Below are 21,613 nucleotides of genomic sequence, written 5' to 3' on the forward strand. Positions count from 1 at the left end.
TCGACGCGGAGTACATCCGACAGGTTGATCTGTCGTCAACGAAGTGCCGTGGCCTCAGCCTGGGGGCGGCTGTGGACACGTTTCCCTGCCTGGACATTCGCGGTCGCGGAGATCGCGCCCGGAACCCTCAGTCGTGAAAATTTCATAGAAGTTACTAGTTCGCAACCGCAGATTTCGGACCGAATTCTCCTAACTTGCCACCGGCCCCCGTGTCGAGGGGGCGAAGGCTGGATGAAAATTTCGAGGTCACGTCGACAATTTTCGGTTCCAGGCCCGTGGGTGATGATCGAAGACTGCCTGTCAAGTAAGGAGGAGCAGCGAAAACGGGAATCCCAACTGCCGAAAGTCACTGGATAGACTGCCCCTTATGACCTCGATCGAGGATGCCACCTACACCAGTCCGGCTCCCCCCGAAGCGCTGACCCTCGCTCAGCTGGCCGAGATGGCAGGGGTCTCCGTGGCCACCGTCTCCAAGGTCGTCAACGGCCGTTCCGAGGTCGGCTCAGAGACGCGGGCACTGGTCGAAGGACTCATCCAGGAACACGGATTCCGCCGCCAGCGCCGCCGGATCCGGCCCGCCGGGCTCATCGAGGTCGTCTTCCACGAGCTGGCCGGTGACTATCCGATAGAGATCGTCAAGGGTGTCCAGTCGGTGGCCCGGCACCACCGCCTGAGCGTGGTGGTCTCCGAACTCGGCGGCCGCCACGTGCCCGGCTCCCACTGGATCGAGGACGTGCTCAGCCGCCGCCCCGCCGGTGTCATCACGGTGTTCTCCGGCCCGACCGAGGAGCAGCGCGTCCGGCTGGCCACCCGCGAGGTGCCGCTGATCGTGCTCGACCCGGCGGGCGACCCGGGCCGGGGCGTGCCGTCGGTCGGGGTCACCAACTGGAGCGGCGGCCTGGAGGCCACCCGCCACCTGCTCGAACTCGGCCACCGCCGGATCGCCATGATCACCGGCCCCGAGTTCGCCCTGTCCAGCCGCGCCCGCCTCGACGGCTACCGGGCCGCTCTCGACGGAGCCGGGGTGCGGGTCGACCCCGACCTGATCTGCAAGGGCGCCTTCCAGATCGACGACGGCATCGTCCACACGCGCCGGCTGATGGCCCTCCCTCACCCGCCCACCGCGATCTTCGCCGCCAACGACGGCCAGGCCATGGGCGTCTACCAGGCCGCCCACGAGCTGGGCCTGCGCATCCCGGTGGATTTGAGCGTGGTCGGCTTCGACGACATGCCCCCCTGGCGCTGGGCGATTCCGCCCCTCACCACCGTCCGCCAGCCGCTGATGGAAATGGGCGCGACGGCGGCCACTATGGTGGTCAGCATGGCCGAAGGCGAGCCCTTCCAGAGACGAGTGGAACTCGGCACCGAACTCGTGATCCGGGGAAGCACGGGCCCTGTCCAGGCGTGACGGCGAGCCGCCGCGGAGACGCGTGAAGGCGGGTCTCGTTTAGGCGTGACCGAAACCTGCGTGCGTTTCCTCCGTGTGAACTGCTGCTTTCGGTGGTTAGTGATGAGGCGGGCGCGTTTCGGGTGCCCTTCGCCGACCACTTCTCCGAGGGCTCGGCCAGGTAAGGCTGCCGTGGGACATCCAGTCCTTGGCGGCGAGCGTCTACAGGCCCGCTGTGACCCTAGGCGGGGGATTTGAGGCCGGTGGCGGTGATGGGGACCAGGACTTTCTTGCCCGCCAGTCGATCGGCCAGTGCGGACAGGCCCGCCAGGGCGATGGCTGAGGTTGGTTCGGTGTAGATGCCGGACAGGTGGAGGCGTTCGCGGGCTTTCCACAGGGCGGTGTCGTCGACGGCCAGAACGTCGGTCGCGTGCGCGAGGATGGCCCGGCCCCTGGGTGGGTGGGCGATCTTGATGCCCTCGGCCGCCGTGTCGCCCGCCACCACCTCGACCGGCTCCGGCCCGTCGGACACCAACGGCGCGCAGGCGGTCGACTGGATCGCGTAGATCTCCGGGACCCGGTCGGTCAGGCCCGCGTCGCGGAGGTCGGCGAAGCCGTGGGCGATGCCGAGCATCAGCGTCCCCGCTCCGACCGGGAGCACGACCGCGTCGGGCACGCCCATCTGCTCCCACGCCTCGAAGGCGAAGGTCCTGGTCCCGGCGACGAACATCGGGTGCCAGGCGTGCGAGGCGTAGGCGTCGCCGGTCACGCGGGCGTGTTCGACGGCCGCGTCGGCCACCGCCTGGCGGGTGCCCGGGACGGCGTGCAGTTCGGCCCCATAAGCGGCGATCTGCCGTAGCTTGCCCGGCGAGGCCGAGGCGGGCGCGTAGACGTGACACTTCAACCCCGCTCGTGCGCTGTACGCCGCCAGCGACGCCCCGGCGTTCCCAGAGCTGTCGATCACGACGGAGGACGCGCCGTGGGCTTTCAGCCACGACGCCAGCACAGCGGTGCCCCGGTCCTTGAAGGAGCCGGTCGGCAGCGCCCCCTCCAGCTTGAGCGTCAGGTCGACCCCGTCCCACGGCAGCCGCACCAGCGGGGTGACCGGTTCGCCGAGCGAGATTGGTCCGGAGACCGGCAGCCAGTCGAGGTAACGCCACACACCCTCCCCGGAGGGCGACCCTTCGAGCGCGATCCGGGGCACGTCCAGCACACCTCCACACGAGGAGCAGGCCCAGGACAGCGGATCGACGGCCAGGTCACATGAGGAGCAGCGCAGGTCCATCGCATCAACGTACATAAGCGGACGAAGGAGGCTCCACCGCATATGCGGCGGCTTCCACGTCTTCCGTCCACGAACGGAAATCGGCCGTGAGCCCCTCGGGCTCACGGCCGATCCTGTTGCGGGAGCGGCTACTGGTTGATGATGAACTGCGTGCCCGGCTGGCGGACGATGTCGCCGTCGGCCGAGTTGGTGATGGTCACGTTCGTGAGGGTCGCCGTGCCGCGGGCTCCGGACATCGCCAGGATGCCCGCGCCGTTGTTGGACTTGTCGATCTTCACGTTGGTGATCGCGGCGGTCACCTCACCGCCGCCCGTCTTGAACTGGATGCCGTCGTAGGTCGAGTCGACGATGTCGGTGTCCCGGATGGTCACGCCCGGGATGCCGGTCGACTGCGCGAACAGGGTGATCGCGCCGAACTCCTGGTCCTCGTTCCAGAACGCCCCGCCGGTCCGGTAGAGGCCGTTGTTGGCGATCAACGTCGTCCCGCTGAAGGGGATCGGGTCGTGGTCGGTCGCCAGCATGATGCCGGGGTAGTTCGCGGTGTCGTAGATCAGGTTGTTCTCGATCTTGTTGCCGAAGCCGCCGTAGACGGCGATGCCGTTGGCGCGCCAGGGCAGCTGGATGGTGTTGTTGGTGAAGCTGTTGTTGGAGCCGATGTCGACCGAGACGTCCTTGACGTACTTGGACGCCCACACGGCCAGCGCGTCGTCACCGGTGGTCCGGAACGAGCTGTTGAACACCTTGGAGTTGCGGGTGCCGTTGGCGAAGTTGATGCCGTCGGCGTAGGTGTTGCGGATCCGCATGCCGCTGAACTCGACGCCGTTGCCGGGGCCCCAGAGCTCGGGGATGTTGGAGTAGTCGCGGCCGGCCCAGACGCCCACGTTGGCGTGCTCGATCCAGACGTTCGTGATCTTGGTGCCGACGCCGAACCGGCCGTTCAGGCCCACGCCGCCCTCGGCGCCGCCGGGTCCGCCGCGGATGCGGCCCGAGCCGAAGATCGCGATGTCCGAGATCTGGGTGTTGTTGTCGATGTCGAAGCCGAAGTTGCCCTCGTGCGGGTGGTTGATGCCGCCCTGGACGAGGTGCGGCTCGGTCAGCGTGTAGAGCTGCGAGTGCCACATGCCGGCGCCGCGGATCGTCACGTTGCTGATGCCGACCTGGTTGTGGTTGCCGCGGTTCAGCGGGTCGTCGGTCAGGATCTTCTGCTCCTGACGCCACTGGCCCGCCGGGATCCACACGCAGCTGATGACGCCGTTCTGGTCGTCGGTCACCGCGCGCTGGATGGCCTGCGTGTCGTCCTGGCCGTCGTTCGGGATCGCGCCGTACTGGGTGATGCTGGTGCAGCCGGACGGCTGGCTCAGCGGGGGAGCGACCTGCTCCAGGTCGATCAGATCGATGATGTAGAACGCCGCGTCGTCGGAGGCGTCCCGCTGGAGGCGGAACTTGGTGCCGACCGGGTAGCTCTGGCTGAGCAGGGCGTTCGACTCGTCGAACAGACGCCGGGCGTCGCCGCCGGGGGTCTGGCCGAGGCCCTCGGGGTCGTCGGTGGAGCCGTACAGCCACGAGTGCTTGGAGCTGAGCGTGATCTTGCGGTTGAAGGTGCCGTTGATGTAGAGGCTGATCGTCTTGTCCTGGCCACCGCCGCCGGCGGCGTCCGGGATCGAGTTGCGGATGACGATCGAGTTCGACGGCACGGTCGAGGTGAACTCCACGTACTGGCCGGTGCTGTTCAGGCGCACCGAGCTGCGGCCGCTCGACTCCGAGGCGAAGTTCGTGTGCCCGAAGGTGCGCAGCGCGTCGGCGGTCAGGACCGTCCCGTTGTGCTGAGCGGCCTCGGCCTCGTACTCGGTGTACGGCACCGCGGCGCCGCGCCCGACCACGATGGCCTGCGTGAACGTGTTGTTCGACTCGTTGGTCTCGGCGACCGTGCCGGTCGCGTCGGCCGTGGCGGTGATGGTCGCGCCGCCGGAGGTGGCCGTCCAGGTGCCGCTGATCGCGACGGCGGCGGTGGCCCCGGCGGCGATCGAGGCGGTGCTGGTGTTCAGCGTGGTCGAGCCGACCTGGACGCGGGTGACGCTCGTGCCGCTGGCGGTGGTGCCCCGGTTGTTGACCGAGACGGTGAAGCTGACCGCCGAGCCGACGGCCGGGTTGGCCGGGCTGGAGGTCACGCCGGTGATCTGCAGGTCGGGGCCGGGGGCCTGGGAGACCTGGAGCTGGGTCGGCGCGGTGAAGGTGTTGTTGGTCTCGTTCTGCTCGAAGACCGTGTTGTCGGCGTCGACCGTGGCGGCGACCGCGTAGGCGCCCTGCGGGCGGGTGCCGATGGTCTGCGTGAACGTCGCCTGCGCGCCCGCCGCGAGGGCCGGGATGCTCGCGGTGCCGACGAGGCTGCCGCCGACGGTGACGTTGACGCTGTCGGCCGCCGAGGCCGCGGTGCCGTTGTTGCGGACGGTCCCGGAGACGGTGATCGCCTGGACCTCGCTGGGCGCGGTGGGCGTCCAGCTCAGCGCGGTGACCTGGAGGTCGGGGTTGGGAGCGGGGGTGCCGAACACCTGGAACTCGGCGATCTGGCCGGCGGGCGCGCCGGTGTTGCTCGCGATCCGGATCTGCACGTCGGCGGTGGTCGCGGTGACCGGGATCGTCACCGTGTTCTGGGCGGACGGGTTGAACGTGTAGTTCGTCGCGCCGACCAGGTTCGTGTAGGTCGTCGCGGCCTGGTCACGGCCGAGGACCTGGATGTTCTGGGTGCGCGAGCCCCACGCCGACGACGGGTTGAGCTTCAGCACCACCGAGGTGACCGAGGCGTTGGCCCCGAGCTTCACCGTGAGCACGCTCGGCCAGACGCCGGACGCGCCCTCCCAGTAGGTGTCCAGGTTGTTGTCGTTGGCGTTGGCCGCGACGAACGTGTGGACGTGGCCCGACTCGGTGATCTCCTTGCCCTGGGCCAGGTTCGTGCCGGTGGGCGGGTTGGAGCCGGTCCGGGTCACCGAGTTGCCGAACGGGCCGTTGTTGCCGGCCGCGTCCCTGGCCCTGACCTGGTAGGAGACGGTCGCGGTGGCCGGCTGGGAGTCGGTGTAGGTCAGCCCCGTGACGGTGGTGACCGAGGTCCCGTTGCGGAAGACCTCGTAGCCGGTGACGCCGACGTTGTCGGTCGCGGCGGTCCAGGCGAGCTGGATCTGACCAGAGGCCGGTTCGGTGTAGCTCAGCGTCCCGGGGGCCGAGGGCGCCTGGGTGTCGCCGCCCGACTGGCCCTGGCGGGTGATCGAGTTGCTCTGCCCCGAGGTGTTCCCGGCGGCGTCCCGGGCGCGCACGGTGTAGGTCACCGTTGCGGTCGAGGGCTGGGTGTCGGTGTACGTCAGCACGTTGCCCGCGACCGTGGTGACCGAGGCGCCGTTGCGGAAGACCTCGTAGCCGGTCACCGCGACGTTGTCGGTCGAGGCGCTCCAGGCGAGCCGGATCTGGTTGTTGGCCGGCTCGGTGAAGGTGAGGTTGCCCGGCGTGCTGGGCGCCTGGGTGTCACCGCCGGTCGTGGGGCCGTACACCTCGAACTCGGAGATCTGCCCGGCCGCCCAGCCGGTGTTGCCGGTGATGTTCAGGCGGACGTACCGGGTCGAGGTCGCGGTGAAGTTGATCGTCACCGTGTTCCCGCTCGACGGGTTGAAGACGTAGCCCGTCGACCCGACGATGTCGGAGAAGGAGCTCCCGTTCGAGCTGCCCTGAACCGCCAGGGTCTGCGTACGGGTGGCCCACCCGGAGGCCGGCAGCTTCAGCACCACCCGGTTGACCGAGGTGGACGCGCCGAGGTCGACCTGGAGCCACTCGGGGAAGACGTTGTTGTTGCTCTCCCAGTAGGTGCCCTGGTTGCCGTCGTTCGCGTTCGAGGCCACGTAATTCTGCGACACGGAGCTGCCGGTCATCGTACGGCCAGAGGCAAGATTGCCACCGGTTCCGGTGCCGCTGGTGCCGTAGATCTCAAATTCCGAGATCTGCGCGGCGGGCCAGCCGGTGTTGGCGGTGACGTTGACCCGCCAGTAGCGGTGGGTGGCCGAGCCGAAGTTGATCGTGACCGCGTTGCCGCTGGCCGGGTTGAAGGTGTAGTTCGCCGAGGCCACGACGGTGGAGAAGTTGCTGCCGTCGGAACTGCCCTGGACGGTCAGGGTCTGCGTGCGCGTCTGCCAGTCGCTGGGCGCGGGCACCTTGAGCACGATCTGGTCCACGGCGGTGGCACTGCCGAGGTCGATGCGGGCCCACTGCGGGAAGCTGTTGTTGACGCTCTCCCAATAGGTCGACTGGTTGCCGTCGTTCAGGTTGGAGGCGGCCTGACCTGCGGTGGAGCTCGACACCGCAGTGGCCTTGCCCAGGGAGAGGTTGGGTCCGCCGGCGGCGGAGGCGGGTGGGGCGAGGAGCCCAGACGCGACGAGGCCGGCGGCGACGACCGTCGCCACCAGCCTGAATCGTCCGTGCAGCTTTCTCATTCGCGTTCTTCTCTCGTCAGGGGGCGACAGGGTGAGACACGGATGGGGGCGGGAGCACGGACGCAGTGCATTCCCTGAAGAGTTGCGGGAAACAGAGAGAAATTAGACGACAAATTGCAAGATTCTTGCGTAGCGCTGGTCGAATGTTACATACGTGCTACGAAGCCGTCAATGTTCCTGTCACCTGCGGATGAAGCCGCTCCGGTACGCCCACACGACCGCCTGAGTCCGGTCGCGGACGCCCAGTTTGGTGAGGATCGCCTTGAGATGGGTCTTGACCGTCTCGACCGAGACGTTCACCGCCTCGGCGATCTCGGCGTTCGACCGGCCCTCGGCCAGCGCCCGCAGCACCTCGGCCTCCCGCCCGGTCAGGCCGTGGTCGCCCGGGTCGTCCGGCCGGGCGGCGAGGATGCCCATCAGCCGCCGCGTGACCGTGGGCGCCAGCAGCCCCTCACCCCCCGCCACGGTCCGGACGGCCGCCACGATCTCGGCCGGCGCGGCCCTCTTCAGCAGGAACCCGTCGGCCCCCGCCCGGATCGCCCGGTCGACGACCTCGTCCTGGTCGAAGGTGGTCAGCACCAGCACGCGCGGCCGGGGCTCCGGCCAGCCGGTGATCAGGCGGGTGGCCGCGACGCCGTCGTGCCCGGGCATCCGGACGTCCATCAAAATCACCGCCGGGCGGTGCAGCCTGGCCTGGTAGACGACCTCCAGCCCGTCGGCGGCGACCCCGGCGACGGTCATGTCCGGTTCGGCCCCGAGCAGCACCGCCAGTGCCTGCCGCACCAGCGGGTCGTCGTCGGCGATGACCAGGCGGATCACGCGGGCAGGACCGCCCTGACGAGGAACCCGCCGGGCGTCGGCCCGGCCTGGAGGGTGCCGTGCTCGGCCTCGGCCCTGGCCCGCATGTTCGCCAGCCCCCGCCCCGGCACCGGCTCGCCGAAGCGCCCCTCGTTGGTCACCTGGATCTCGACGCCGCCCCCTCGGCGGCCGACGACCACCGAGATGCGCCCCTCGGCGGTGTGCCGCAGCGCGTTCGTCACGGCCTCCTGGACGATGCGGTAGCCGTTGGTCGTCAGCGGGACCCCGCCCGCGTCGAGGACGAGTTCCCGCCCCGCCGCCCTGACCCGCGCGGCGAGCGTGTCCAGCTCGGTCGACGGATCGAGCACGTGCAGCAGCCGGTCGAGCTCGTCCAGCGCGCCGCGCCCGAGCTCCTCGATGTGCCCGAGCGCCTGCTCCCCGAACGCGGGGACCCGCCTCCCAGCTCCGGCCTGCATGACCATCACGTTCACCGTGTGCCCGAGGGAGTCATGGAGCTCCCGCGCCAGCCGCACCCGCTCCTCCATCAGCACGACGGCCCGCCGGTTCCGCGCCGCCACCCCCGCCGTCGTGGACAGCACCAGGCACATCGCCACCCCCGCCAGATCGGTCGCCGCCGGCGGGCAGTGGTCGAACACCGCCCACCCGCCGACGGCCGCCAGCGTCAGCAGCCCCCCGGCGGTCCACCGCCGATCCAGCGAGTGGAACGCGAACACCGCCACCCACGCGGTCCACTGAACGAACACGACGGAGTACCCCGCCGCGGCGTTGACGGAGAGGACCACCCCCTCGAACACCAGCAACGCCATCGGCGCCCGGGTCCGCCAGAGAAACCCCAGCGCCGCCACGACGGGCAGGGCGAACCCGAGGGCGTCGGGCCGCCGATAGAGCGGCCCGGTCTCGACGAGCAGGGTGACGGCCACCGCCCCGGCCAGCAGCGCGAGAGTGATCAGCACATCCGAGCTAGGCGGCCACGGGCTCGTCCCTCGTGTCGGCCGAACGGTGAGCCCGGAGCTGGGCAGGGAGATCAGTCTCGTGGGCTCGGGAGCGCCTGAACGGTGATCCCGCCACGTGGTCAGCATGGTCATCCGTGCTTTCGGCTGGAGGCCTGGAAAGTGACGGCGCGCGGGGTTGCCGGAAGCCCCTCCGAGTTCCCGCGCGCCGTCGGCATGAGCGACATTTCCGGATCTATTCTCCAAGCGCCCGGGCGGCTGCGCCTCCCTCCTCGGAGGGAGGCGGCCTCGTCCTTCTCGTCCTTAGCCTCTCCTCCGTGAAGACGACCGTGTACTGGTGGTTCCTGTTGACGGCGGTGGCCGTCGCCGTGCTTTTCCCGCTGCCCTATCTGCTGGATTCCCTGGGCGAACTCGCGAAGGACAGTCCGCTCGCCGCCAATTACGCCTCCCAAGGCGTCGTCGTACGGACGGCTTTCTACGCCCACATCGTTTTCGGCGGCCTCGCGCTGCTGCTGTCGCCGGTCCAGTTCGCCGCCCGGATCAGGAATCGCGCTCCGCGCGTGCACCGCGTCGTCGGCCGGATCGCGCTGGCGTCGATCCTGGTCGGCGGGGTCTCCGGAGTGGTCATCGCGCCGGTCAACATGGCGGGGCCCATCGGGACGGCCGGGTTCGGGACGCTGGGCGTGCTGTGGGTGGCGTTCGCCGTCATGACGTTCGCGGCCATCAGGAAAGGGGAGGTGGAAAGGCACCGCCGATGGGCCACCCGCACGTTCGCGCTGACCTACGCGGGGGTCGCGCTTCGGCTGTGGCTGCTGGTGCTCATGCCGGCGCTGGGGTCGTTCGAGGCGGCGTACGCGACAGTGCCCTTTCTCTGCTGGGTGCCGAACCTGGTCGTCGCCGAATGGGTGATCAGGAGATCCCGTAGATCGCGAGGAACAGCCGGAGTCGCGGCACGTCCTCTTCGGTGAGAAGCCGGTCGAGCATCGCCATGACGGGCGTCCGGTCCCGGCCGCCCAGGCGCTTGCGCAGCAGCGGCGGCAGGGCCCGGTTCAGTTCGGCGAGGGCGAGCTTGCGGATCTCGCCGTCGGCGCGTTCGGCGATGTCGAGCAGCCGCACGACGGCCTCGTCGTCCTCGGCGGGCGGGCGGACGCTGGTGCGCCAGGCCGCGATGGCCGAGATGCCGGCGGCGAGGGCGGAGATGAGGGCGCTCATCGAGGTCACCACGCCTGAGCCGATCCCGAACGACGTCATCGTCTGCGACGTCAGCGTGCCGACGGAGATGACCCCGGCGACGACGACGAGCACGAGGATGACATAAATCGTTAAGTTCGAGCGCATTTGATCAGGTTATGATCGGAAACATGATCGTTGGAAAGGACGACACCACCTTCATCTGGTGAGTGTCCTGACGCGGCGCACCGCCGCCGCCATCCGCGAAGAATGGCTCAGGATCGCCCTGTCGACCGAGCCCGCCGACCGCCCCGAAGCCGAGTCCGCCATCGCGGGCCTCTACCGGCTGAACGGTCTCCCCCCGCCCAGGTTCCACTGGGTCTCCTCCCCGGCCGTCGCGGTCGGGCACCCTCCGCCGGGCAAGGCGCTGACCCGACTGTTCCGCGCGCGGCGCGAGTCGATGGAGGACGCCCTCCACTCCGACCCGGCCGTGGGCTGGGACAGGAGCGCCGAGGTCCGCCGGCTGGTGACCGATCCGCTGGGCCGCAGACTCCGGCCCTTCAAGCTGGTCGTGTACGACCACGACCCCGAATGGCCGGACGTCCACGACGTGTCCTGGCTGGCTCACCACGACTGCCTGCCCTGGGTGCCCGGGGTCGACGGCGTCGACCTGTGGGACCGGGCGGCCCGTGCCGGGGGCTGGTGGCTGCCCTACCGCGAGGTGTGCGTGGTGGCGGACCGGCCGCAGGTCGTGCACACCCAGCCGGGCGCCGACGGCGACGGGGTGGTCCTCCACAAGGAGGACGGACCGGCGGTCGTCTACCGCGACGGCCTGTCGGGCTACTTCTGGCGTGGCCGGAACGTGCCCCGCTGGGTCATCGAAGCGCCGACGCCCGGCCGCATCCAGAACGAACCCGAGCCCGAGATCCGGCTCGCCGCGCTCCAGCGGATGGGCTGGCCCGAATACGTCGACCAGGCCGGGGCCCGTCTCATCGCCACCGCCCCCGACCCGGGCAACGACGCCGAACTGCGCCTCTACGACGTCATGGAGCACACCGTCCTGATCGTCGTCAACGGCACCGTCGAACGCGACGGCGGTCGCCGCCGCCACGGGCTGGTCGTCCCCGCCGACATCGCCGACCCGGTCGAGGCCGCCGCCTGGACCTACGGAATCCCCGCCCCGCTCTACAGCCAGCTCGTGAGGAGGACCTGATGACCACACTCGACACCCTGACCACCCGTACCGGACACGTCTTCGACGACCATCTCGACCGCACCCTGACCATCCCGGTCCTCGACGGACTCCAGGCGCAGGGCGACCTGCTCGTGATCCCGGCCCCACTGGCCGGGGAACCGGCGGAGCCGGAAGCCGAGTGGCGCCCGGTGCCGCCGGAGGGACACGTCCTGCTCGACGGCGTCCACCCCCACGTGCTGGTGGCCGACCCCGGCACCTGCCTCTGGACGGAGGGGTCGTTCACCGCCACCGCCCCCGTCTACCTGATGCACCCCGAACACGGCGCGACCGGGCTCGCGCCCGGTACCTACGTGACCCGCCGCCAGCGGGAATGGCGACGGGCCGCCCCGGAGTGGGCCGGCGACTGACGGGTGACTCCGGGCGGACCGGCACGTCCGGTTCGCCCGGAGTTCTATCGTGTCCGGGTGGCTGACTTCCTCACCGAGACCCGCGCCGGATACGACGCGCTCGTCACCGAATACGTCCAGCTCTTCCCCGACGTCACCGAGCCTGAGGCGGTCGCCCTGGCCGCCTTCGCCGAGGCGGTCCCGCCCGGCAGGGTGCTGGAGGCCGGGAGCGGGACCGGCCGGGTGACGGGCTGGCTGCACGCCAGGGGCCTGGACATCTCGGGCGTCGAGCTGTCGCCCGGAATGCTCGCCGTCGCCCGCGCGACATGTCCGGACATCACCTTCACCGAGGGCGACCTGCGCTCCCTCGGCCACGACGACGCCTCGCTGGCCGGTCTGGTCGCCTGGTACTCGCTCATCCACATCCCGGCCGACCTCCACCCGGGCGTCTTCGCCGAGTTCCACCGGGTGCTGCGCCCCGGCGGCCTGCTCCTGACCGGCTTCCAGGTCGGCGACGTGACCGCGCGCGTCCGCGACATCGACTTCCACCGCCTCGACCCCGATCGGATCGCCGCCCTGCTCAAGGAGGCGGGCTTCGAGCCGGTCGCCCAGGAGGTCAGGGAGCCGGTCGGGACCGAGTCGACCCGCCAGGGCTGGGTGATGGCCCAGCGGTGATCGGTTAGGTGTCGGTGATCAGGGTGATCCTCGTGGAGTAGGGCACCCGGCTGCCGGCCACCGGGTCCTGCCGGGTGACGAACCGCGACTCGTCCGCGATCGTCACCTCGGTGCGGTTGAGCAGCCAGTAGCCCGACCCCTGGAGCCGCTCGACCGCCTCGGCCCAGGTCAGGCCGGTCACGTCGGGCAGCGTCCCGCCCTTCCTGACCAGCGCTTCTCTGGCGTCGGCCCGGTTCTCGTAGTACTCGGCCTGGGAGCCGACGAGGATGGCGCAGCCACCGCCCAGGATGAGGGTCGCGAGGATCAAGCCCATGATCACGGAGGAGCGGTCCCGTTCGCGGAGCGGTGGTGCGGTGTCGTTCATGGAGACAATCTGACGCTGTTGGGGACGGCCGGAAATACCTGTTACCGAATCGGCATTTGCCCGACGATGACAGTCGCGTCAAGCTCCTCGGAAGACGTGATCGAGGGCTCCAGCCCGGCCTTCAGCAGCGCCGTGCAGGCGCTCGCCGCCTGCTCGTCGGAGGTCTCCACGAGCACGGATCCGCCCGGCGCCAGCCATTCGGGCGCCAGCCGGATCACCCTTCTGATCAGCTCCAGCCCGTCTTCGCCCCCGTCGAGCGCCACGAGGGGCTCGTGCAGGCGCGCCTCCGGCGGCAGGAGATCGACTTCTTCGGTCGGCACGTAGGGGCAGTTGGCCACCAGCACGTCGATGCGGCCCCGCAGGCACAGCGGGAGGGCCTGGTAGAGGTCGCCCTGCTGGATCCGCGCCTCCGGCAGGTTCCGCCGGGCGCACGCGACGGCGGCGGGGTCGATGTCGGTGGCGTACAGGAGGACTCCGGGAACCTCGGCGGCGACGGCGGCGCCGACGGCCCCCGTCCCGCAGCAGAGATCGACGACGACCGATCCCGGCCGGGCCCGCGCGATGGCCTCACCGGCCAGGAACTCGGTCCGGCGGCGGGGCACGAAGACCCCGGGATCGACCAGGACGCACAGGCCACGGAACCGGGCCCAGCCCAGCACGTGTTCGAGGGGGAGCCCGGCGACCCGTTCGCCGACCATGCGGCGGAGTTCGGCGGGGGACTTCGCGGTGGCGAGGATCAGCCGCGCTTCGTCTTCGGCGAAGACGCAGCCCGCGGCGCGGAGCTCGGAGACGACGGATGAGAGGGACACGAGACCTGCCTTCCTGGGCGGAACTGGGCGGGAATGGGTCTCACCTCCTCGTCTCACGGGCCATACCAAACGCCATCACTCTACCGCACACCCGGAAAACCGGTATGCGAGTTGAACGGTGATCTGTACCGTCTTTAATGTCGGTTCGTGAGTGGCGCGGGTCGAAGACAATCGGTTATCGATTCTGGATCGAGAGGTCGCGGGTTCGAATCCCGCCCGGGGTGCGCATGCCCCGGTAGCTCAGCGGACAGAGCACTTATTCCGGTTGACGAAAACACATCCGCGCCATTCGCGAACGGCACCAGGACGGGTCGAAGTAGATCGGTTATCCCAAACCAGCTGGTTGTGGGTTCGAGTCCCACCCCCTCACCGAAATGAGGGGTAGCTCAAACGGCAGAGCAGCCGGAAAACATCGGTCGACGTCCCCATATCCGTCCACTCTTCATTTCGGAGGAATTGCCGTGCAGAACATCCGTGACCCCCTCGCCGAGTTCGGCGCCGACAAGGTGCGCAACGCGGCCGGCGGCGTCGTATTCGAGAAGGACCTGTGGGCGCGGGTCGAGGATTTCCTCATTCTCGGCACGTCCGGCGGCACCTATTACGTCGACGGCGGCAAGCTGACCGAGATCAACGTCGGCGTCGTCTACAAGGCGCTGCACACCGACGGCCCGCGCGTGGTCGAGATGCTCACCGAGATCTCCACCGCCCGGCCGCCCCGCGCCCCCAAGAACCAGCCCGCCCTGTTCGCGCTCGCCGCGGCCTACGCGCGCGGCGACGAGGCGACCCGCCGGGCCGCCAAGTCGGCGCTGCCCAAGGTCGCCCGGACCACCGACCACCTCGCGACGTTCTTCGGCTACTACAAGAACCTCGGCGGCAAGCGGACCGGCCGGGGCACCAGCCCGGTCATGGGCCGCTCGCTGCGGACCGCCCTCGGTTCGTGGTTCCTCCAGGGTGAGGCCGACGACGTGGCGTTCAAGGTCTGCAAGGCGGGTCAGCGCAAGACGCCGTCGGGTGAGTCGTTCGCGCTGCGCGACGTGCTGCGGATGGCCCACCCGGCGGGCGACACCGAGCAGCGCAAGGTGCTGTTCGGCTGGGTCGCCGGCAACGTGTCCGACGACGTCGCACGTCAGGCGCTGCCCTCGGTCGACCGGTTCCTCACCGCCAAGGCCGTGACCACGGTCGAGGAGGCGACCCGGCTCGACGTGCCGTGGGAGTTCCTGCCCGACGCGATGCTCACCGAGCCGAGGGTCTGGGACCACCTCGTCGACACCATCGGCATGACCGCGCTGCTGCGCAACCTCGCCCGGATGACCCGCATCGGCACGCTCGTGCCGCTGGGCGACGCGACGCGGCGGACGGTCGCCCGCCTCACCGCGTTCCACCAGCTGCGCAAGGCCCGCGTCCACCCGCTGGACGTGTGGCTGGCGATGCGCGTCTACGGCTCGGGCCAGGGCCGTGGCGGCGCGTCGTGGACGCCGGTCCCGGCGATCATGGACGCGCTGGAGGAGGCGTACGAGAAGACCTTCGGTTTCGTGAAGCCGACCGGCAAGAAGCTGCTGCTGGCGGTCGACTCGTCCGGCTCGATGACCTACGCGCAGTGCGTGGTCGGCGGTTCGCCCGTCGGCACGCCCTACGAGGTCGGCTCGGCCATGGCGGTCACGCTGGCGCGGATCGAGAAGGGCAACGTGCACGCCATCGAGGTCGACACCCAAGTCCACGCCTCGAAGGTGAGCGCGCGGACCAACCTGCGCGACATCGCCACCTGGCGGGCGTCGGGCGGCGGCACCGACCTGTCGCTGCCGTTCACGCACCTGCTGAAGGAGAAGACGCACGTCGACGGCGTCGTCGTCTTCACCGATAGCGAGACGTGGGCCGGCCGGGGCACCCCGGCGGACGCGCTGTTCCGTTATCGCAAGACGGTCAACCCGGACACCCGGGTGGTCGTGGCCGCGATGACGGCGGCCGGTTACTCGATCGCCGACCACCACGACCCGAACGCGCTCAACGTCGCCGGCCTCGACGCGTCGCTGCCGCTCGTCGTGAACGGCTTCATCCGCTAACGGGCCTGCTGGAAGGCGCGGCCGGCCCTCGTGGCGGTGCCGTCCTCGGTGAACAGCCCGCTGTTCGGTTCGGCCTCCTTGGCGGGGAGGCCGAACCACGCGTACCGCTGCACATAGGGCAGGGAGGCGAGCATCTTCGACGAGGCGGCCAGGAAGGCGGCCTGCTCGGCGTCGGAGGCGTACTCCGAGCCGTTGGAGAAGTCGATCAGGGCATACTCGGTCAGCCAGATCGGCTTCTTGTAGCGCTGGTAGACGCGCTGGAGATAGGTCTTGAGCTGCTGCGTCGCCGCCGCCGCGCGGAAGTCGCCGCCGTACCAGTGCAGGGTGACGAAGTCGACGCGGTAGCCGCGCTGCTTGGCCCCCTTCATGAACCGGTCGAGCCAGCCGCCCGGGGTGTCCCCGCCGAACGCGACGCCGGGCGAGCCGAGGACCTTGCCGGCCTTCTCCAGCTGCGGCCACAGCTCCAGCGCGCGCTCGACGGTCATGTTCGCCTGCCCGGCCAGGTCGGGCTCGTTGAAGCTCAGCAGGTAGGGGCCGGCCTTCCGGGCGGCGGTCAGCTGCTCCGGCGTGACGCTGTCCGCGCCCCAGATCATCGGGACGAACTCCACGTTCCTGGGGGTCCGTACGCCGTTCTCATGGCTCGCCCAGGTGTAATACCAGCTGGCCCCAGACTTGGCGAGCGAGGTGCTGACCCCGTTCATGGGCCAGACGCCGACCCCCTTCTTGACCGAGGGGGCGGCGGGTGGCGGGGGAGGCGGCGCGGGGGTCTTCGACGGCTTGGGAGAGGGCTTCTTCGACGGCTTCGGGGACGGGCTCCTGCTCGGCTTGGGAGAGGCGGCTTTCGACGGCGACGGGCTCTCGGCGACCACCACGGGTGGCGGAACGGCGATGGGCCTCGGCGGTTCGTCGGTCGTCCAGGGCTGGAGGACGAACACCCCCGCCGTCACCGCCGCCGCGCTCGCCGCGGCCGCGAGGGGCACCCACACGCTCTTGGCCGCCACGGCCGTCGTCTTGACCGCCACCGGCACGAGGAGCTTCGACAGCACGAACCCGGCCGGCACGGCCACCAGCGGCAGCCCGAGCAGCAGCCGTTCCAGCGGGACCATGCCCTGGGTGCGGCGGCCACAGTGCGCGCAGCCCCGGATGTGCCGGGCGAACCGCTTGCGCCACAGGGGCGACGGCACCCCGTCCCAGCCCAGGAACATGCCCCTGAGCTCGGCGCACTGCGCCTGCGCGTTCAGGCAGCGCACGACCGACTGCGCGACCTCGATCTGCTCCTTCATCCGCTGCACCCGCACGGCCGCGTGCTTGGCCGACAGCCCGAGCGAGGAGGCGAGATCGGCCCGGCCGAGCTCCCCGGTCTGCTCCAGCCACCACAGCGACAGCAGCGCCCGGTCGTCGGGGTCGAGCCAGCGGGTCGCCTCGGCGACCTCCCGCCGCTGGTCGGTCAGGCCGAGCTGGAGGATGGTCATCGCGGCGAAGTCGGAGGCCGGGTCGGCCACCTCGGTCGCCGTGTCGAGGTCGGTCCTGCGGTGCTGGGCGGTGCGTTTCTCGGCTTCGTGGTCGCGTACCTGCCGGACCGCGATGGCCACCAGCCACGACCGGTAGGCGGCCAGGTCGCGGAGCTGCGGCAGCCCGCGGACCATCCGGATCAGCGTCTCCTGCACGACGTCGTCGGTGTCGTCGTGGCCGTTCAGAGCCCTGCCGACGATGTTGTAGACGAGCGGGAGCGAGTCGGCGACCAGGCGGTCGAGGGCAGCCTGGTCTCCGTCGCGTGCCGCCGCGACCATCGACGTATCGGGCCCGATCCTCGCTCGCATGGTGCTTCCCCTTCTGAGGGCCGTGCTTCGGAGACCCCGGCACGGGCCTCGGACAACGAAATCTACTGAACCTTTTCTGCTGTTTTTTGTTGTTCTGCTGTGACCTGGGGGTCTCCGGTTACAGGAGCGACGCTCCCGGACCAACGATCCCCCACAGAGGACTCCGAATCCGTATGAATCGACACAAAAGTCTCGTGGCCGCCGGCGCACTCGTCGCCGTGCTGGCCGGATGCCTCGCCGGCACCTCGGCGGCGAGCGCGGCACCCGAGCCGTTGAAGGGTTCGATCAGCGCTTCCTCCTCAGAACGGGCCGACCTGGCCGCGTCCGCCGCCTTCGACGGGAAGACCACCACCCGCTGGTCGAGCAAGTTCGCCGACCCGCAGTGGCTCCAGGTCGACCTGGGCAAGCCCACCAAGATCAGCAAGGTGGTGCTGAACTGGGAGGCCGCCTTCGCCACGGCCTTCACCATCCAGACCTCCGACGGCGGCGGCGTGTGGGACGACGCCACCCCCGTGACACGCGGAACGCGTGGCCTCCAGACCCTGGACGTGACGGCGACCGCCCGCTACGTCCGCCTGTACGCCACCAAGCGCGCCACCCAGTACGGCGTCTCCCTGTGGGAGTTCGAGGTGCACGGCACCGGCGGCGCTTCGGCGACCCCGACGCCGACCCCCACTCCCACGCCCACGGTGAGGCCCACGGACGGCGACCCCGCGGTCGGGCCGGTCCCGGCGGGCGCGGTGCGCGTCGCCGAGTTCGTAGCCGAGTGCCCCTTCACCCACCGCCTGCCTGACGACCCGATCGTCATGCCCGGCCTGGCCGGCGCTTCGCACATGCACAGCTTCATGGGCAACAAGGTGACCAACGCCAGTACCAACCTCGGCGACCTGCTGGCCGGCTCCAGCAGCTGTGACCCGAAGGTCGACCTGTCGTCGTACTGGGTGCCGACCCTCTACAACGGCGACACCCCCGTCGAGCCGAGCAGCGCGACCTTCTACTACCTGGGCGAAGGCGTCAGCGAGGCCCTCCAGCGCCAGACCCGCGCGTTCCCGCAGGGCCTGCGCGTCGTCGCCGGCAACGCCAAGGCCACCGGCGCCGACAGCACCAGCTCGGCCCGCTGGTCGTGTCTGCACGCGGGGCACGTGGGGGCGTCCAAGAACTTCGTGAACTGCCCGGCCGGCACCAAGCTGGAGACCTACCTGGACTTCCCGCACTGCTGGGACGGCAAGAACCTCGACAGCGCCGACCACAAGTCGCACCTGTCCTACCCGCAGGGCAACGCCTGCCCCGCCACCCACCCGGTGGTCGTGCCGAAGGTCCGCATGGTCCTGCGCTACTCGGTCAACGGCGACCCGTCGGCGTTCCGCCTGTCGTCGGGCCCCGGCTACACGATGCACGGTGACTTCTTCAACGCCTGGCCGGTGGCCGAGCTGGAGCGCCGCGTGCGCGACTGCATCCGCCCGAAGGTCAAGTGCGGCCCTGACGGCACCGCTTAGGACTCACGAGGAGGGACGAAAGTGCGACTGACATCTGGCGCACCCTGGGTTATCGCGCTCGCGGCCCTCTTGGTGACCGGCTGCGCCGCCCCACAAGTTCATGGTCCTGCTGTGGCGGCGGCGCAGCCTTCTTCCGCGCCCGTGTTCAACCCGACGGACGTGGCCTGGATCCAACTGGAGATCCCCATGACGGAGTCGGTCCTGGCCCTGGCCGACCTGGCCCCCCAACGGACCCAGAACGCATCGGTCCTGGCCCTGGCGTCCCAGGTGGCCGCGAAGGAGAAGCAGCAACTTGCGGGACTACGGGGTTTGTTGAGCGAAGCGGGGCTTCCGCCGACAAACGTCCACGAGGGTCATGACATGCCCGGTATGGTGACCAAGAGCGACCTGTTGATCGCGCAACGTCTCAACGGCGGGCCGTTCGACAAGCTGTTCCGGAAACACCTGACGGACTTCCTGACCCAGTCCCTGCTGGTCGCGAAAGGCGAACAGACATCCGGCGCGAACGAGGCGACGAAACAGTACGCCCACGACCTGGCCGCAGCCCGCTCGACGACCCTGGCCGACCTCAAATGACGACCCACTGGGAGTCCCTGCTCAGACCCCCGGCCGACGCGAAGTGGGAGTCACTGCTCGACGGCGACGGCCCGTCCACGGGGACCCTCCACCCGGTCCCCGCCGACCGGGCCCCGTTCACGGCCGCTTCGCGCTCTTCGCGCCCTTCACGCCACCGGATCGGCGACGCGGACCCGAAGCTGGCAGCCCCCCGCTTCCGCCCAGGTGGTGTCGTGGCCGGCCTGCTCTGGGCCGGCGCCCTCCTGGCCACGGCCGCCTGCTGGATCGACCTCCCCGAGGTGGCCTCCACCACCGACGGCCTGGCCTGGCTGGGCCGCCTGACCGGCCTGCTCGCCGGATACGGCGCCGCGATCCTCGTGGCCCTGATGGCCCGCGTCCCCTACCTCGACCGCACCATCGGCGCCGACCGCCTGTCCCGCTGGCACGCCCTGGGAGGCCGGGGCATCCTGGCCCTGTCGGCCGCGCACATGGTCTTCGCCATGACGGCCCACGCGCTGAGATCCGGCGTGTGGGAGGGCACCTTCGGTCTCGTCCTGTACGGTCCGGGCATCCTCGAAGCGACCATCTCTTTGGCGCTGCTCCTGGGCGTGGGCCTGATCTCAGCCCGCGCGATCCGGGTCCGGATGTCCTACGAGACCTGGCATTACGCCCACTTCCTCACCTACCTGGCCATCTACCTGGGCTTCGCCCACCAGCTGACCGGCCCATCCTTCAGTGGCGGCGGCGCGTGGGCGTGGCGAGCCCTCTACATAGCCGTGGCCGTCCTGCTGATCTGGCACCGCTTCGCCGTGCCGGTGGTGCGCTCACGCCGCCACCGCCTGCGAGTGGCCGGAATCCGGCGAGAATCCGCGGACGTGGTCTCCGTCTACATCGCCGGCGAGAACCTGGCGGGCCTGAGGGCCGAACCGGGCCAGTTCTTCCGCTGGCGCTTCCTGACCAAGGGCATGTGGTGGGCGGCCAACCCGTATTCCCTGTCCGCCGTCCCCGACGGCCGCTACCTGCGCATCACCGTGAAAGCGGCCGGCTCCCACAGCCGGGCCCTCTTCTCGTTGACCCCCGGAACCCGAGTCTGGGCCGAAGGCCCGTACGGCGCGTTGACCGCCGCCCGGAGCCGCTCCGACAAGATCCTGCTGATCGCGGGCGGCGTGGGCATCAGCCCGCTACGAGCCCTGTTCGAGTCGATGCCCGGGCGAGTGACCCTGCTGTATTTGGCCCGCACGGTCGAGGACCTGGTGCTGCGGAACGAACTCGACGCCATCGCGGCGGCCCGGGGGGCGCGCATCCACTACACCGTGAACGAGGACCTGACGGTTCCGTTGACGGGCCGCTCGTTGTCACGCGCCATGCCTGACCTGCCGGACTACGACGTGTTCGTGTGCGGACCCCGCGGCATGACCCAGAAGGCGATGAACGCACTACGGCGTGCGGGCGTCCCGAGACAGCAGATCCATTTGGAGAACTTCGACTTCTAGACGTCGAAGACGCCGCGCCGCACCCCGTCGACGAACTCCCGCCATTCCTGAGCGGTGAAGTCGAGAACAGCGCTGTCCGGTCCGCGCTTCCGTCGCGTATTACATGATGTTCGGTGCGAGGGTTGGATCGCCCGGGGCGGAATCGATCACGGCGGGAAATCGCCACTCGAAACTTTGACCTTGTGCCTGAGAAGGGCGCACATCCTCGCGCATCTGTCATGATCAATCAGTCGTCGGCGTGTTGAGCAGGCATTTCGTCCAGCTGGAAATCATTATCTTCCCGAGAGTGGCTAACTCCGGATGCCTCGACTGGATCTTTGCTGCTGAAGTTAGCCCGACTTTATTGCCGCCCCCGCAGGGCCTTGATAATCGGCGGAATTGCGGCGAGCAGGGCCGCAACGCCGCCGAAGACACCGGCTATGACCACTGGTTCAGTAGTGGCTAGTTGGGCTACAGCGAAAGCAGCCAACCCAACCACGGCTAAGACGATCAGGGCGCTTGCCCAAATCAGATAGTGCTCACCACGTCGCATGTCGCAGCCCCTTTGGTTGTTCCCCGGGAAGGTACCAACCCTCAATCCCCCATGTACGGACGAACCCCATGTTGGCCACAAACTCTGGGGAACCTTTTCGATTCAGCGACTTGTCGGCGGGACGGGGGACCGAGACAGGTAACGG

At 69.6% G+C, this 21,613-nt stretch carries 17 protein-coding genes; 9 read left to right on the plus strand and 8 right to left on the minus strand.

Going from position 1 to position 21,613, the window contains the following annotated elements:
- Positions 1-367 precede the first annotated feature (367 nt).
- A complete protein-coding gene (locus AW270_RS20345; RefSeq protein ID WP_061296683.1) occupies positions 368-1,408 on the plus strand; it encodes a LacI family DNA-binding transcriptional regulator in 1,041 nt (346 codons plus the stop codon).
- A gap of 220 nt (positions 1,409-1,628) precedes the next feature.
- Here AW270_RS20345 and AW270_RS20350 read toward each other — a convergent pair whose 3' ends face one another.
- From AW270_RS20350 to AW270_RS20365, 4 genes are all read right to left on the minus strand, one after another.
- A complete protein-coding gene (locus AW270_RS20350; protein ID WP_218009292.1) occupies positions 1,629-2,687 on the minus strand; it encodes a threonine synthase in 1,059 nt (352 codons plus the stop codon).
- A gap of 113 nt (positions 2,688-2,800) precedes the next feature.
- Complete coding sequence (locus tag AW270_RS20355; protein ID WP_061296685.1) at positions 2,801-7,144, minus strand: galactose-binding domain-containing protein; 4,344 nt, start codon at positions 7,142-7,144, stop codon at positions 2,801-2,803.
- A gap of 180 nt (positions 7,145-7,324) precedes the next feature.
- Positions 7,325-7,963 carry a response regulator gene (locus tag AW270_RS20360; RefSeq protein WP_061296686.1) on the minus strand — a complete coding sequence of 213 codons (639 nt, stop codon included), beginning with the start codon at positions 7,961-7,963 and terminating at the stop codon, positions 7,325-7,327.
- Complete coding sequence (locus tag AW270_RS20365; protein ID WP_061296687.1) at positions 7,960-8,916, minus strand: sensor histidine kinase; 957 nt, start codon at positions 8,914-8,916, stop codon at positions 7,960-7,962. Before AW270_RS20365 ends, AW270_RS20360 begins: the two co-directional genes overlap by 4 nt.
- Before the next feature lie 314 nt (positions 8,917-9,230).
- Between AW270_RS20365 and AW270_RS20370 the strand changes: the two genes are divergently transcribed.
- Positions 9,231-9,881 carry a DUF2306 domain-containing protein gene (locus AW270_RS20370; RefSeq protein ID WP_061296688.1) on the plus strand — a complete coding sequence of 217 codons (651 nt, stop codon included), beginning with the start codon at positions 9,231-9,233 and terminating at the stop codon, positions 9,879-9,881.
- On the opposite strand, the gene AW270_RS20375 is transcribed toward AW270_RS20370, so the two are convergent.
- Positions 9,823-10,251 carry a hypothetical protein gene (locus AW270_RS20375; RefSeq protein ID WP_157522294.1) on the minus strand — a complete coding sequence of 143 codons (429 nt, stop codon included), beginning with the start codon at positions 10,249-10,251 and terminating at the stop codon, positions 9,823-9,825. The genes AW270_RS20370 and AW270_RS20375 overlap by 59 nt on opposite strands.
- Positions 10,252-10,309: 58 nt before the next feature.
- Here AW270_RS20375 and AW270_RS20380 point away from each other — a divergent pair, with 58 nt between their 5' ends.
- Genes AW270_RS20380 through AW270_RS20390 form a run of 3 tightly spaced genes read left to right on the plus strand, consistent with a single transcriptional unit; the run spans position 10,310 to position 12,339 of the window.
- Positions 10,310-11,296, plus strand: coding sequence for a DUF6745 domain-containing protein (locus AW270_RS20380; RefSeq protein ID WP_061296690.1), 987 nt, complete (start codon positions 10,310-10,312; stop codon positions 11,294-11,296).
- Positions 11,296-11,685 carry a DUF8820 family protein gene (locus AW270_RS20385; protein WP_061296691.1) on the plus strand — a complete coding sequence of 130 codons (390 nt, stop codon included), beginning with the start codon at positions 11,296-11,298 and terminating at the stop codon, positions 11,683-11,685. Before AW270_RS20380 ends, AW270_RS20385 begins: the two co-directional genes overlap by 1 nt.
- A 57-nt stretch (positions 11,686-11,742) precedes the next feature.
- A complete protein-coding gene (locus AW270_RS20390) occupies positions 11,743-12,339 on the plus strand; it encodes a class I SAM-dependent DNA methyltransferase (protein ID WP_061296692.1) in 597 nt (198 codons plus the stop codon).
- 4 nt (positions 12,340-12,343) lie between these two features.
- On the opposite strand, the gene AW270_RS20395 is transcribed toward AW270_RS20390, so the two are convergent.
- Positions 12,344-12,703, minus strand: coding sequence for a PASTA domain-containing protein (locus tag AW270_RS20395; protein WP_061296693.1), 360 nt, complete (start codon positions 12,701-12,703; stop codon positions 12,344-12,346).
- Between the two features lie 41 nt (positions 12,704-12,744).
- Positions 12,745-13,512, minus strand: a complete 768-nt coding sequence (locus AW270_RS20400) for a putative protein N(5)-glutamine methyltransferase (RefSeq protein WP_061296694.1) — start codon at positions 13,510-13,512, stop codon at positions 12,745-12,747.
- A gap of 461 nt (positions 13,513-13,973) precedes the next feature.
- Between AW270_RS20400 and AW270_RS20405 the strand changes: the two genes are divergently transcribed.
- Complete coding sequence (locus tag AW270_RS20405; RefSeq protein ID WP_061296695.1) at positions 13,974-15,572, plus strand: TROVE domain-containing protein; 1,599 nt, start codon at positions 13,974-13,976, stop codon at positions 15,570-15,572.
- Here AW270_RS20405 and AW270_RS20410 read toward each other — a convergent pair.
- On the minus strand, positions 15,569-17,392 hold the full coding sequence (locus tag AW270_RS20410) for a sigma-70 family RNA polymerase sigma factor (protein WP_218009293.1): 1,824 nt from the start codon (positions 17,390-17,392) through the stop codon (positions 15,569-15,571). The genes AW270_RS20405 and AW270_RS20410 overlap by 4 nt on opposite strands.
- 173 nt (positions 17,393-17,565) lie before the next feature.
- Here AW270_RS20410 and AW270_RS20415 point away from each other — a divergent pair, with 173 nt between their 5' ends.
- Genes AW270_RS20415 through AW270_RS20425 form a run of 3 tightly spaced genes read left to right on the plus strand, consistent with a single transcriptional unit; the run spans position 17,566 to position 20,936 of the window.
- Complete coding sequence (locus AW270_RS20415; protein WP_061296697.1) at positions 17,566-18,888, plus strand: DUF1996 domain-containing protein; 1,323 nt, start codon at positions 17,566-17,568, stop codon at positions 18,886-18,888.
- A 21-nt stretch (positions 18,889-18,909) separates the two neighbouring features.
- Positions 18,910-19,464 (plus strand): DUF305 domain-containing protein, encoded by a 555-nt coding sequence (locus AW270_RS20420; RefSeq protein WP_157522297.1) that lies wholly within the window; start codon positions 18,910-18,912, stop codon positions 19,462-19,464.
- The gene (locus AW270_RS20425; protein WP_082801694.1) at positions 19,461-20,936 is read left to right on the plus strand and encodes a ferredoxin reductase family protein; all 1,476 of its coding nucleotides are present in this window, start codon (positions 19,461-19,463) and stop codon (positions 20,934-20,936) included. Before AW270_RS20420 ends, AW270_RS20425 begins: the two co-directional genes overlap by 4 nt.
- Positions 20,937-21,613 lie beyond the last annotated feature (677 nt).

The organism is Herbidospora cretacea (genome assembly GCF_001570605.1).
Lineage (GTDB): Bacteria > Actinomycetota > Actinomycetes > Streptosporangiales > Streptosporangiaceae > Herbidospora > Herbidospora cretacea.